This window comes from Enterococcus alishanensis (assembly GCF_019218635.1).
GTDB classification, from domain to species: domain Bacteria; phylum Bacillota; class Bacilli; order Lactobacillales; family Enterococcaceae; genus Enterococcus_A; species Enterococcus_A alishanensis.
Genome location: NZ_JAHUZB010000005.1, coordinates 152293 through 166397, shown reverse-complemented (window position 1 = coordinate 166397; position 14105 = coordinate 152293). Strand labels below are relative to the sequence as shown.

General features: G+C 36.2%; 11 protein-coding genes and 1 other annotated feature (1 of these 12 running past the window's edge). Of the genes, 9 read left to right on the top strand and 2 right to left on the bottom strand.

The genetic code is table 11. From position 1 onward, the window contains the following. Nucleotides 1-43: 43 nt before the first annotated feature. The 6 genes from KUA55_RS13365 (at nucleotide 44) to KUA55_RS13340 (ending at nucleotide 8144) form a co-directional block, all read left to right on the top strand. Nucleotides 44-928, top strand: a complete 885-nt coding sequence (locus KUA55_RS13365; protein ID WP_218326881.1) for a cation diffusion facilitator family transporter — start codon at nucleotides 44-46, stop codon at nucleotides 926-928. A 16-nt stretch (nucleotides 929-944) separates the two neighbouring features. Continuing rightward, on the top strand, nucleotides 945-2714 hold the full coding sequence (locus KUA55_RS13360) for a glycoside hydrolase family 13 protein (protein ID WP_218326880.1): 1770 nt from the start codon (nucleotides 945-947) through the stop codon (nucleotides 2712-2714). Further along, nucleotides 2715-3689: an AraC family transcriptional regulator gene (locus KUA55_RS13355; RefSeq protein ID WP_218326879.1), complete on the top strand. Its 975-nt coding sequence runs from the start codon at nucleotides 2715-2717 to the stop codon at nucleotides 3687-3689. Nucleotides 3690-3861: 172 nt separating this feature from the next. After that, a complete protein-coding gene (locus KUA55_RS13350) occupies nucleotides 3862-5181 on the top strand; it encodes an MFS transporter (RefSeq protein ID WP_218326878.1) in 1320 nt (439 codons plus the stop codon). Nucleotides 5182-5198: 17 nt separating this feature from the next. Then, on the top strand, nucleotides 5199-6776 hold the full coding sequence (locus tag KUA55_RS13345; RefSeq protein ID WP_218326877.1) for an alpha-L-rhamnosidase-related protein: 1578 nt from the start codon (nucleotides 5199-5201) through the stop codon (nucleotides 6774-6776). A gap of 15 nt (nucleotides 6777-6791) precedes the next feature. Beyond that, nucleotides 6792-8144, top strand: a complete 1353-nt coding sequence (locus tag KUA55_RS13340; RefSeq protein ID WP_218326876.1) for an MFS transporter — start codon at nucleotides 6792-6794, stop codon at nucleotides 8142-8144. 30 nt (nucleotides 8145-8174) lie between these two features. Here KUA55_RS13340 and KUA55_RS13335 read toward each other — a convergent pair whose 3' ends face one another. Together KUA55_RS13335 and KUA55_RS13330 are read right to left on the bottom strand one after the other, a co-directional pair. Further along, entirely contained in the window at nucleotides 8175-8930 is a 756-nt protein-coding gene (locus KUA55_RS13335) for a helix-turn-helix domain-containing protein (RefSeq protein WP_218326875.1), read from the bottom strand. Between the two features lie 198 nt (nucleotides 8931-9128). Next, nucleotides 9129-9974 (bottom strand): MurR/RpiR family transcriptional regulator, encoded by an 846-nt coding sequence (locus KUA55_RS13330; protein ID WP_218326874.1) that lies wholly within the window; start codon nucleotides 9972-9974, stop codon nucleotides 9129-9131. Nucleotides 9975-10113: 139 nt separating this feature from the next. Between KUA55_RS13330 and gnd the strand changes: the two genes are divergently transcribed. Genes gnd through KUA55_RS13315 form a run of 3 tightly spaced genes read left to right on the top strand, consistent with a single transcriptional unit; the run spans nucleotide 10114 to nucleotide 13911 of the window. Beyond that, nucleotides 10114-11004, top strand: coding sequence for a phosphogluconate dehydrogenase (NAD(+)-dependent, decarboxylating) (gene gnd, locus KUA55_RS13325; protein ID WP_218326873.1), 891 nt, complete (start codon nucleotides 10114-10116; stop codon nucleotides 11002-11004). Nucleotides 11005-11016: 12 nt separating this feature from the next. Continuing rightward, complete coding sequence (gene gntK / locus KUA55_RS13320; RefSeq protein WP_218326872.1) at nucleotides 11017-12546, top strand: gluconokinase; 1530 nt, start codon at nucleotides 11017-11019, stop codon at nucleotides 12544-12546. A gap of 12 nt (nucleotides 12547-12558) precedes the next feature. Then, the gene (locus KUA55_RS13315; RefSeq protein ID WP_218326871.1) at nucleotides 12559-13911 is read left to right on the top strand and encodes a gluconate:H+ symporter; all 1353 of its coding nucleotides are present in this window, start codon (nucleotides 12559-12561) and stop codon (nucleotides 13909-13911) included. A gap of 63 nt (nucleotides 13912-13974) precedes the next feature. Beyond that, nucleotides 13975-14105: a binding site (T-box leader), on the top strand (it continues 123 nt past the right edge of the window).

The following is a 14105-nucleotide window of genomic DNA, read 5'->3' as shown; positions in this document are numbered from 1 at the left end:
GTATCATATGAAAAAATAATCATATGAAAAAGAGGCAGAAAAAATGAATCATCATGGTCAACAAAAAATCAATCGCGCATTTAAAATAGGTATGTTAATAAATTTAGTTTTCGTAATCGTTGAAGCAACTATTGGCTTCACTGCAAATTCTTTGTCATTAATTGCTGATGCGGGTCATAACTTAAGTGATGTGTTAGGTTTATTAGTAGCTTGGGTGGCCTTGATTTTAAGTCAACGGACCCGTGATAATTATCGAACGTACGGTTATAAAAGGAGTTCTATTTTAGCTGCTTTATTTAATGCAGTCTTTTTATTGATAGCTGTTGGCGGTATTTTATTAGAAGCATTTCAACGATTGGGAAATGTGCAACCGGTTCAGGAAAATAGTGTGATGCTAGTTGCGGGGGTAGGAATCTTAATTAATGGTTTTACGGCTTTTTTATTTATGAAAGATCAAGCTCATGATTTAAATGTTCGCGGCGCTTTTTTACACATGGCAGCAGATACTTTGGTTTCAGTTGGTGTGGTAGTAGCCGCTTTTATTATTAAATTTACAAATTGGTATTGGTTGGATCCAGTTATTAGCATTGCTATAGCTGTGATTATTTTTGTTGGTACTTGGCGTTTATTGAAAGAATCATTGGATTTATCTTTAGATGCAGTACCGAAGTCTGTAAATTATACTGAAGTTGAAAAATTTATTTTACAGCAACCAACTGTTAAAAGTATTCATGACCTACACATTTGGGCTTTGAGTACTACAGAAAATGCTTTAACTGTGCATATCATCCGAGAAAACCTTGACAATTACAATCAATTTATAGAAGAATTAGATCATCAACTAACTGAAAATTTTCCTTTGAATCATGTCACTATGCAAATTGAATTAGGAAAAATTACTGACGAATCAGTTAGTCACAGCATTTAATATAAGGAGGTTATTTATGAACCAAGCTGCAATTTATCATCGACCAGAGAGTGAGTTTGCTTACTTATATAAAAAAAATCTGATGCATATTCGGCTACAAACCGGCAAAGATGTTGCTGAGGTTTGTTTATTACATGGTGATCCCTATGAATTAGAAACGAAGAGATGGTTTAAAAAAAGTATTTCCCTAGATAAATGGTTAAGCACCGAGAGCCATGATTTTTGGCAAATTGAAGTGACTGCTCCTTATAAGCGACTAAGTTATGGATTTCTTGTTAAAGGCATTGATGGTTCGGAAATTCTGTATAACGATCAAGGGATTTTTTCGGTGGAGGAAAAATACTTGTTAGAAGGCAATATGTATTTTCGGATGCCTTATTTTCAGGAAATTGATCGCTTTAAAGCACCTGACTGGGTAAAAGAAACTGTTTGGTACCAAATCTTTCCTGAACGTTTTGCCAATGGTGACTTACAGAATGATCCTGTAGGAACCTTAAAATGGGGAAGTAAAGAACATCCTGATCGTACTGATTTTTATGGTGGCGATTTGCAAGGCGTGACTGATCATTTGGATTATTTAGTAGATTTAGGAATTAATGGGATTTATTTTTGCCCAATTTTTACGGCCCATTCTAATCACAAATATGATACGATTGATTATTTTCAGATTGATCCTGCCTTTGGTGATACGGAAACTTTTAAAGAATTGGTAGCTGCTTGTCATCAACGTGGGATTCGTGTGATGTTAGATGCCGTTTTTAATCATTTGGGGGATCAATCCCCACAATGGCAAGATGTTGTTAAAAATGGCGAGCATTCTCGCTATAAAGATTGGTTCATGATTGATTCCTTTCCAGTGAGCTATACAGAAACCAATGATTTTGAATTTGCTAGTGAGAAAAATTATGACACCTTTGCATTTACTCCCCATATGTCAAAATTAAATACGGCTAATCCTGAAGTCCAAGATTTTATTTTAGAAGTAGCAAGTTATTGGATCAAAGAATTTGAAATTGATGCTTGGCGTTTAGATGTCGCCAATGAAGTGGATCATCATTTGTGGAAAAAATTTCATGAGGTTTGTTTTAATTTGAATCCAGATTTTTATTTATTAGGCGAAATCTGGCATAGCGCCCAAAGCTGGTTGCAGGGAGATGAATTCACCGGAGTGATGAATTATGCTTTCACAGATGCAATCATTGGCTATTTTTTAGATAAAAAAATTTCTTTGACGCAGATGGTCAGCAAACTTAATCGGCAATTGACCATGTATCGTAAACAGACGAGTCAAATGATGATGAACGTTTTGGATAGCCATGATACACCAAGAATTTTAACAGTTGCCAATGGTGATAAAGCTTTAATGCGCCAAGCCGAAGCATTTACTTATTTACAAACTGGTTCGCCTTGTCTGTATTATGGTGACGAAATTGCTATGACAGGAGAAATGGACCCTGATTGCCGCAAATGTATGGTTTGGGAAAAAGAAAAGCAAGATTTCGCGATGTTGGCTTTTTTTAAAGAGCTGATTATTTTTAGAAAAAAATATGCAACTTTATTGAGTGAAGGTAGTATAGTATGGGAAAAAATTGATAAAGTATCAGGTGAGCTGATATTAGTACGAGAGTTTGCAGGAGTGGAGCTGCAAGCAGTTTTCAATACAGGTGAAAATGAATTGACACATCAATTTTCAGGTGAGGTATTATTACAGCAGCTGACGAAGAAATCAAAAGATTGTTTATCAATTGCGGCAAAAGGGTTTGTCATTTATCAAAAGGAGAGTTAAATGAACTTCCAACAGCTAAGAGCATTTTTATTTGAAGATAATGCGATTGAAGTAGCACAAAAACTGGATGGTCATAACATCAATGATCAAAATTTACCCTTTGACCAAGTCGATGTCCCTAAAATGCCGGGAGAACATTTTTTTAGAGAAGGGAATATTTTTATTAATAAACATCATCGTTATTCAGAGATGCCGGCCCATACCCATGAATTTGTGGAATTTAATTATATGTTTTCCGGAAGTTGTACCCAATATGTTGATGATAAAGAAATATTTCTCCAAGAAGGTGAGTTGATTTTACTTGATCGAGAAACCATTCAGCGAATTGATCCCTTAGCAAAAAATGATATTCTTATCAATATCTTGTTAAGAGAAGAATCTATCACAACTGATGTGGTGGCGAATATGGTAAAGTCCAACGGCCTTGTTAACGAGTTTTTATTAAATGCTTCTCGTTCTGGAAGTAATCACAATAATTTTATCCACTTTCATTGCGGTGATAACCAAGATGTTCAACAGTTATTACATAAAATGGTTTTGGAGTACTATAATAAAGAAAACTATTATATGCGTGGGATTAATTTAATCTTGTCTTTATTGTTGATTGAACTGACGCGAGACTTAGAAAAGGAAAATCGACAGCAATCTCAGGGAAATCAAGAGTTGATTAACATTTTGCAATACATCGATAGTAATTATAAAACATTGACACTGGATTCTTTAGCTAGCCAGTTTGGTTATAATTCAAATTATTTAAGTAACAAATTAAAAAAGGAAACTGGACGCTCCTTCCAAGGTTTGATTAATTCTTTGCGCTATAAGGCAGCGTTAGAATTGATGGAGGAAACGGATAAAAATTTTGAAGAGATTTCTTATGAGATTGGCTTTGAGACAGTTCCTTCCTTGTATAAACTATTTGCAAAATTTAGTGATTTGACGCCAAAAGAGTTACGTGAAAGTATTTTGAAAAAATGAAAAAATAATTGTAAACAACAAAGTCAGAGAAATTTCTCTGGCTTTTTTTGTTGTTAATCTGTGAATTGGATAATTAAATTCTGTTTTTTTGCTATGTTGCCTTTTTGTAAAGGCGCTTACAATACAAATATAGAAAAACGGAAAGCGTTTAACTTATAAAGGAGTGTTTATAGTGAGTAAAGAAAATAATTCAAATTCAGCTTTGGTGAAAGAATATTCACCACTAGCAACAGCAGCCGGTATCGGTTCAATGTTAGGTTCAGGATGTATTGTTGGTTTGTCTGCCACAATTCCTGTCTGGCAACAAGGTTTAAATTTAACAACGGGGCAAGTTGGTTTAATTTCTGGGGGGTTAACTTTTGCGATTGCCTTTGGTTCATTGTTTACTGGACAAATTTCCAAAATCTTCGGTTTGATTCGTTCATTTAATTGGTTGAACTTATTTTATGCCATTGGTGCAGCTATCTGTCTTTTGGCAAATAGTTTTCCGATGTTATTAGTTGGTGTCATCGTGATGGGTTTTGCCTCAGGTGCAGACTTACCTATTAGTTTAACTGTTGTTTCTCATGATGCACCTGATGAACGAACTTCAGCGCAGTTAGTTTCATCAACCCAAATTTTTTGGCAGGTCGGGGTATTTATTTCTTATATTTGTTCGTTTTTATTATCAGGTATTTCCGGAGTCTTAGGTGCTAGAATAGTTTTTGCAATTTTATTTGCATTCTCAGTTTTTGCTTGGTTATGGCGACTACTTTCTCCTAAATTTAGAAAATTCCACGAAGCAGGTACAGCTCGTCAAGCAGCTAAAAAACAAGCGACAGGTACAAGCAGCGATGTTTCTTTTAAAACAATTTTATTTGGTCAAAACAAAAATAAATATCTTGGTTTCTTTGCGGCTATTTTAATTTTCTATGTATGCTGGAATTTACTAGCAAACACTTGGGGACAGTTCCAAACTTATGCTTTAACTAATGCTGGTGCTTCTCAAACGCAAGCAACTGGATTAGGGATTGTTTTAAATCTTGTTTCTTTAGCAACGACGATTGCTTTTACTTCTGTTGCCGGTGGAAAATATCGTAACAAAGCTTTCTTCATCGGTGCCTTTGTTCAATTTGCAGCTATGATGGGTATGGCTTTAATCGGTGGTGGCGCAGGATTTATTGCTTTAGCAATCACCATTGCTTTTTATAATTTTGGTAATCCTTTGGCTGGCGAAGCTATTTATAAAGTTTGGACGCAAGAATCTTTTCCTTCTGAGGCACGAGCTTCATTGCAAGGGTTTATTAATGGTTTTTCACGGATGTGTTGTGGCTTGTTTGCCTTTGTAACTCCTTACTTAGTGGCACCAGGTAGAATTCAAACTTCAATGTTTGGTTTTGCGGGGATTGTACTAATTGCAACTATTGCAGGGGTGATTATGATGCATTTACAAAAGAAACACAAAATTAATGATGATACGACAGATATGACTGTTGGTAAACAAGTAGCTTAAAAATTGGAGGAGATCACATGGCTTTTACATTTCAAATCAATGACGACGTAAATTGGAATCATGATGAAAAATTACTAAAAAAAGCAGAAGAAAATCTACCGGAAATTATTGAAACAACTGTCGTTCCGGTGGCAATTGCGGATGTAGTAGCAGATCAAAAGGGTGCGAATGGATACGTTGCAAAAATTAGTGACAAAAATATTACGAAATTAGCAGATTATACTCTAGGACGAGACGAAAGTATCGTCTTAGACTTAGGTGATCATTACGTTGGCCATTTTACGTTGGCCATTAACTCGGTGGGTTCACCAATGGATGCACCTTTATATTTACAGTTAAAATTTGCTGAAGTTCCTGCCGAAATCGCTGCAAAATCTAGTGATTACGATGGTTGGCTGTCAAAGTCTTGGATTCAAGAAGAATACATTCACTTAGATGTTTTGCCAGCTACTTTAAGTTTGCCACGCCGTTATAGCTGTCGTTATATCGAATTAAAAGTGATCGATACTTCACCAAAATGGAAAGCTAGTTTTTCTCAACCGGTATTTACTGCTGAAAGTAGTGTTTCCATGAATCAATTAGCACCCTATGAGATTGATGATCCAGAACTAAAAGATATTTACAATGTGTCAGTTAAAACACTTTTAGATTGTATGCAAACTGTTTTTGAAGATGGACCAAAGCGTGACCGTCGCCTATGGATTGGTGATTTGCGTCTGCAAGCTTTAGCCAACTATGCAACTTTTGGTGATTTAGCTTTAACAAAACGTTGCTTGTATCTATTCGGGGGGATGACAACAGAAGAAGGAAAAGTTCCGGCTAATGTGTTTACAGCACCAGAATTAATTCCTGATGACACATTCTTATTTGAATATAGTATCTTTTTCGCCGCAATTCTAGCTGATTATTATTATGAAACTAAAGATTTAGAAGTTTTAAAAGATTTATATCCGATGGCAAAAAAACAGATGGATTTAGCGATGAAATTAGTCGATGACGAAGGAAGGCTAAATCTTTTAGAGGAATGGCCAGCATTTATTGATTGGTCTAATGAATTTGAAAAAGACACTGCTGGTCAAGGAACGATGATTTATGCCTTACGTCGCTTTATTATTATCGCTAAAGTGATGGAAGAAACAGCAATTGAAACTTATGAAAGAGTTTTAGCAGACATGATTCATTTCTCTCGAGAAGTTCTTTTTGATACAAAAGAGCAACAATTTATTGTTGAGAAAAATCATGAAATAAATGTTGCTAGTCAAGTCTGGATGGTTTTAGCGGAAGTTTTTGATCAAGAAAAAAATAGTGAAATTATGACAACCACCGTAGCCACTCAATTCCCAATCACTGGGATTGCTACACCTTATATGTACCATCATGTGGTGGAAGCATTATTTTTAGCCGGTTTAAAGGAAGAAGCAATCATACTAATGAAAAATTACTGGGGCAAAATGATTGATCTAGGTGCAGATACTTTCTGGGAAGCATTTAAACCAGAAGAACCAGATTTTTCACCGTATGGTAGTCCGATTATGAGTAGTTATTGCCATGCATGGAGTTGTACACCAGCATATTTAATCAAGAAATACCTTTAGAAAAGAGGAAGAAACATGGAATCAGCAAACATGAGGAAGGTAGAAAAGCCCATCTCAAAATGGCGTCAAAGAATTGGTTATGGTGTTTCAGATTTTGCTTGTAATTTAATTTGGCAGATGATTTCTTTGTACTTACTATTTTTTTACACAGATATTATGGCTTTGAACGCTGCATCAGTCAGTCTAATGTTTTTACTTACTCGTTTTTTCGACGGCGTTACTGATTTGTTGGTAGGCTATTTAATTGATCATACCCATACCAGATGGGGGAAATCGCGACCATATTTTTTATTTGGCGCGATTCCTTTTGCTCTGTTTGCTTATCTGTGTTTTAATGTACCCGGCTTTTCTAATAATGGAAAATTAATTTATGCTTACATCACTTATTTTGGCCTATCTCTTTCTTACACGATTGTGAATGTGCCAATGGCTTCAATTTTGCCTAGTCTAACCAACGACACCGATGAACGAACGGCCTTGTCTACGACACGAAAGTTCTTTGCTTTTTTAGGCGCAACGGTTGTCAGTGCCACCGCCTTAAGTCTGGTAAATTATTTTGGTAAAGGTAATCAGCAAACCGGTTTTAAAATTTTAATGATTATCTTTGGTTTGATTAGTTGCTTGTTATTCTTCTTTACCTTTTTTAATACTAGAGAGTTACCAACTAAAAGTACCAGTGTTTCATTGAAAAAAGTAGCGAGTTCTTTAGCACAAAACCGTCCATGGAAAATTTTTGCTGTCAATATTTTATTTATGTGGACTGGCTTTTTCATGCAGACAGCTGCGTTAGTTTATTATTATACGGTAGTGGTGGGGAGCCAAGCACTATCGGTTACGGTGGCAACCATTATGTCAGTGGTACCGATGGTGGCAAACTTTTTAGTTCCAAGTCTAGCGAGACGCTTAGGTAAAAGAAACCTGTATGTGATTTCTGCTATTATTCAAGGCCTAGGGATTGTGTTTATTTTATTTGCCCAAGCAAACCATCCTTTTATTTTAGTTGGTGCGGCCATTTCAGCGGTGGGTTATGGCATGAAAGAAAGTATTTATTTTTCTATGCAGGCAGATCCAGTCGATTATGGTGAGTGGAAAACAGGCGTGAATGTTTCAGGTTCGTTATCAGCCATTAATGGTTTTTTAGGAAAAGTTGCGCAAGCGATTTCAGGTGGGATTGCTGGTATGTTACTAGCTTGGGGGAATTACCAGCCAGGTGGTGCCAGTCAAAGTGGCAAAGCTATTTTTGCCATTCAATTAATGTATGGGTATTTACCATTGGTTTTAATTGTGCTGTCAGTTGTAACCATGCTATTTTACAACCTAGATAAGATGTATCCACAAATCAAAGCCGAATTAAAAGCAAGAGAATAAAGAAAAGCCGTTGAGATCTTTCTCAACGGCTTATTCTATGATTTGGTTACGTTTGGTAATTCCTTGAGTAAGAATGTTTTTATAATCCGTTTGATGTTCTTTCACGTAAGCTTTTAAATATTTTTGCTTTGCTTGACTATAGCTGCCATTAATTTCTAGTACATTTAAATCCTTATCAACAATAACTTTACCGGAATACTTAGCGGAAGTGTCGTTGTCTTTTGCGATGGTTAATTCGATATCTTTATCATTATTAATCTGAGCTACTAAATGTTTAGTATCGTTACGGACGATGATATCTAAATTAGTATAAGAACTTGGGAGAGTAAATGTACTGATTGGGAAAACTTGGGTCCAAAAGTACAGACCATTTTCTTTTAATTCATATTGTGGAATCCATCTTGCTGTTTGACCATCAACGACCGCGCTCCAATTATTACTGACTAAATTTTCTTTATATCGATTCTCATCTACCCGCAACTTCAAATTCAAACCCACATACACTACGATTAAAAACGTCAGTACCCCTAAAATAATTTTGTAAACCTTGTTCATCTTGATTTTCTTCGAGACATTCTTCGCCATCTCCTTGTCCTCCCTTAATAATTGGTCAAGAGAGATACCAAATAAATCGCTGATGGCTACAATCGTCACCAAGTCGGGATAATTACGACCAACTTCCCAACTGGAAACAGCTGAGCGTGAGACGTTTAAAAGTTCAGCTAAGTGCTCTTGCGTCCATTCTTTTTGCAAGCGTTGTTGTTTTATTTTTTCACCGATATTCACTGATATCACCTCCTAGTTTTATTATTAAGTTTGACCGAAAAAAAAGGTAGCTGGGATTTGTATCATAGGTAAAAAAACTATGACACATATCGTATCATGCTGGTTTAATAGGCTTTTTAAATCTAGTCTTATTATCGCAATTTTTGAAACCAACGTCTAGTCTCAAAAAAATCCGACTAAAATTTTAGTGGGAGAAAATTAGATGCGTGTTTTTTTAATAGTTTGTCGGATGCGTTTACGAGCCAGATTATTTTCGGCACCATTAGATACTGAATAGAGCATAAATAAAGTATCGATTAAAGTAAATTGAGATTGTATCGCTGACATCGCTTCTGAACGATAAGCTGTTTCTTCAGCCAAAGCAATCAAAGCAACTTCAGAAACTTTAGCTAAAGGTGATCCGGCATAACTCGTTAAACAAATGATCGGCACTTGATTTTCTTGCAAAATTTCACACAGTCGCAAAATTTCTTGGTTTCGTCCAGTATGGGAAATAACCACCGCACAATCTTCCTTGGTTAATTTGGTCGCTAACATTAATTGTAAGTGATAATCACTTTGACATTCCGCTTCCAAGTTTGTTCGCATAAATTTATGGTAAGCATCTAGAGCAATTATCTGTGAACCGCCAATGCCGAAGAAACCTGTCTTATTGGCCTTGGTTAATAAATTTATGGCTGTTTCTAAAGTAGTTTCATCTAAGAAATTTGCTGTATCCTTTAGAGAAGCAATATTTGCTGCAAAAACCTTTTGAGCTAAGGTTAATAAGTCATCGTTTTGGTTTAAGTCACTAAAGAATTCATCAGCGTTTGTTTCTGATGGAATATTCAAAGCGATTTTTAGTTCTTGAAAAGATTGATAGCCTAAACGTTTAGCAAAACGGGAGAGTGTCGCTGTGGAAACTTGAATTGTTTGACTTAATTCTTTAATGGTTAACTGGGCAGCTGAATCACGTTGATCCAATAAATAATCAGCTATTTTTTTTTCAGTGGGACTTAAATCTTGGGAAAAACTATTGATAACTTGTCGAATATCTTTTGCCATAAATTGTTCTCCTTAATAATTTCAAATTTATTGTAGCACAATTGAAACCGTTTTTGTAAATTATTTACAACTTATAGGTTGTAAAATGTAAAAAAATATCATAAAATGAAACCGTAAACAAAACGGAGGTTTTTTAATAATGGAAATTGGCATGATTGGTTTAGGAAAAATGGGTTTGAATTTAGTAAATAATTTATTGGCGCACGAAATTGCAGTAACGGTTTTTGATTTAAATTCAGCATTGGTAGATGAAGCTGAAAAAATAGGTGGTAAGGGAATCGGTTCACTAAAGGAATTTACTCGTTTAGATTCTCCCAGAATTGTTTGGTCGATGGTGCCAGCTGGTGCTCCCACTGATGAAACGGTTAAAGCATTAGGTAACATTTTATCTGCTGGTGATATTGTCATTGACGGCGGTAATTCTCATTATGGAGAGTCGATTCGACACTATCAAGAGTTAAAAGAAAAAGGGATTCACTTTTTTGATGTAGGTACTTCAGGCGGTATGAATGGTGCAAGAAATGGTGGGAATTTCATGATTGGTGGTGATCGTGAAACTTTTTCAATGATCGAACCAATTTTTAAGGCAATTGCTGAGGAAAATGGCTATCTTTATACTGGTGAAGCGGGCAGCGGTCATTATTTGAAAATGGTTCATAATGGGATTGAATATGGCATGATGCAAGCAATTGGTGAAGGCTTTGATTTATTGGAGCACAGTCCTTTTAATTATGATAATCAAGCCGTCGCAAAAGTTTGGAATAATGGGTCAGTTATTCGCAGTTGGTTAATGGAATTAGCTGAAGAAGCTTTTGTCGCTGACCCTCATTTGGATCAATTGAAAGGAACCATGTATTCTTCTGGCGAAGGGAAATGGACGGTTGAAGAAAGTTTAGAACGTCAAGTACCGATGCCTGTGACTACGTTAGCTTTACAAATGCGTTATCGTTCATTGGAAGAAGATACTTTTACTGGAAAAGTTGTGGCATCATTGCGAAATGGTTTTGGCGGACACACAGTCAATAAATAAGGAGAATAGCAGATGGAATATATTATTGGAGCGGATATTGGAACAACTAGTACCAAAGCAGTCTTATACGATCAAAAAGGCAATGTTTTAGAGTATGCCAATGTTGGTTACCCATTGTATCAAGATGAGCCGGACATGGCTGAACAAGATGTCGAAGAAATTTTTGAAGCGGTGGTCGATGCGATAACACAAGTCGTGCGTAAATCTGATGTTGCAGCCAAGGATATTCGCGGCGTATCATTTTCTTCAGCGATGCATAGCTTGATTTTATTAAACCAAGAGATGGAACCTATCACACGTTCAATAACTTGGGCGGATAATAGAGCGGCAAAATATAGTGAAGAACTCAAAACAAATGGCTTAGGTCAAAAAATTTATGAAAAAACTGGTACGCCGATTCATCCAATGGCACCATTATCTAAGTTAATTTGGTTAAAAACTGAAAAGCCAGAACTTTTTAATCAAGCTCGTTATTTCATTGGTATTAAGGAATATGTATTATATAAATTCTTTGGTGAATTAAAAATGGATCAAAGTATCGCTTCTGCAACTGGTTTGTTTAATATTTTTGATTTAACTTGGGACAATCTAGCTTTAGAGACAGTAGGTATTACGGTGGATTTATTACCTGAAGTAGTTGCCACTGATTATCAATTCCAAGGCATTAAAAAATCTTATGCTGAAGTAATGGGTTTGCCAGAAGATATTAAATTTGTGATTGGTGCCAGCGATGGCGTGTTATCAAATTTAGGCGTGAATGCGGTCGATGAAGGGGTCTTGGCGTTAACAATTGGTACTAGTGGCGCTATCAGAACAGTGGTTGATCAGCCTGTAACAGATCCAAAAGGTCGACTATTTTGTTACGTGTTAAGTGAGGGTAAATATGTTTTGGGTGGTCCAGTCAATAATGGTGGGATTGTTTTCCGCTGGGTACGGGATCAATTATTTGCACCAGAAAAAGAAACTGCTGCCCAAATGAAAATTGATAGCTATGATATTTTAACTGAGATGGCCAGTACAATTCCAGCTGGCTCAGATGGGTTGATTTTCTTACCTTATTTAGGTGGAGAACGGGCACCTTTATGGGATGCAAATGCACGAGGAACTTATTTTGGTTTAAATCGTAATCATACAAGAGCACACATGCTGCGGGCAGCTTTAGAAGGCATTGTTTTTAATTTATATACTGTTTTATTAGCACTAGAAGAAGTTTCTGGTTCACCAAAATCAATTCAAGCAACAGGCGGTTTTGCCAGATCAGCTTTATGGCGCCAGATGCTGGCTGATATTTTTGAGACTGATGTGACAATTCCAGAAAGTTTCGAAAGCTCTTGCCTAGGTGCTGCAGTTTTAGGAATGGTTTCACTTGATATGGCGAAAGATCTAACTGTGGTAAAAGAGATGATTGGTGTAACTAATGCTCATCATCCAAATGAAAAAAATTACACAGCTTATCGTGATTTATTGCCAATCTTTATTCGCTTAAGTCGTCAGTTAAGTGGTGAGTATAAAGCCATTGCTGATTATCAGCGAACACATTAGGAGGAATTAATTATGGAATTATTCATTGTAGTCATTGGTGTGGCCATTCTACTTTTCTTAATTGCAAAAGTAAAATTGAATACATTTGTTTCTCTTGTGATTGTCTCTTTTATCGTCGCCATTTTATTAGGAATGCCTTTGGGGGAAATACCAGCTGCGATTGAAGAAGGAATTGGCTCTCAACTAGGTCATCTAGCACTAGTTTTTGGTTTTGGTGCCATGTTAGGACGTTTAGTAGCTGACGCTGGTGGCGCTTTTCGAATTGCAAATACTTTAATCGAAAAATTTGGTCGTAAGAAAATTCAAATTGCGGTTGTCTTGGCGTCGTTCATTATTGGTATCGCTTTATTTTTTGAAGTTGGTTTAGTTTTATTATTACCAATTATTTTTGCTATTGCAGCTGAATTGGGCTTATCTATGATGTATTTAGGACTATCGATGGTGGCGGCTTTGTCTGTGACCCATGGTTTTTTACCACCACATCCAGCACCAACAGCGATTGCGGGGATTTATGGTGCCAATATTGGGATGGTTTTACTCTACGGATTAATTTTAGCAGTGCCTACAGTTTTGATAGCGGGCCCTTTGTATACTAAATTTGCCCAAAGAATAGTTTCTTCGGCGTTTAAACAATCAGGAAATTTATCAGCCGTTGGTGATTTTAAAGAATTCAAACTAGAAGAAACACCTAGCTTTTTAGCAAGTACGGTGACCTCTTTATTTCCGGTTATTTTAATGGCCGTATCAACTTTATATAATATGATTTTACATGGCGGAAAAACGCCCACTCATCCAAGTATGTTAGACAGTATAATTAATTTTATTGGTTCACCGGGAGTTGCGATGCTGATTTCTTTATTAGTGGCAATCTACACGATGGGAATTAGACGAAAGATTCCTATGAATACATTGATGGGTTCAATGGAACAAGCGGTTAAACAAATTGCGATGATGTTATTAATTATTGGTGGCGGTGGTGCCTTCAAGCAAGTTTTAATTGAAGGTGGTGTTGGTGATTATGTAGCTAATTTATTTGCCGGCAGCAGTTTGTCGCCATTAATTTTAGCTTGGCTAATCGCTGTTGTTTTACGCTTAGCCTTAGGCTCGGCGACAGTTGCTGCATTGACAGCCGCAGGCTTGGCTGCACCGTTGATGGCAGCGACCGGAACTGATCCAGCTTTGATGGTTATTGCGACAGGTGCCGGCAGTGTCTTTTTCTCCCATGTGAATGATGCAGGTTTTTGGATGTTTAAAGAATATTTTGACTTGTCAATCAAAGAAACGGTCTTAACATGGTCAGTAGTAGAAACATTGATCGCCGTAGTTGGGTTAGTCGGTGCATTGATCTTAAATATATTTGTTTAATAAATTTATAGTTGACAATCAATATTTTAAAGTTTATGATTATAAAAAATTAAATATAGATAACTAAACGCAGAGAAAAAGAAAGTAAAATCATGTGGAATTTCTAACAGAGAGTCTCGGAAGCTGAAAAGAGATGAAAGAAAACAGATTTGAAAATGGCTTTTGAGCGGGTACTTCGAAAAAAATTTTTAGAG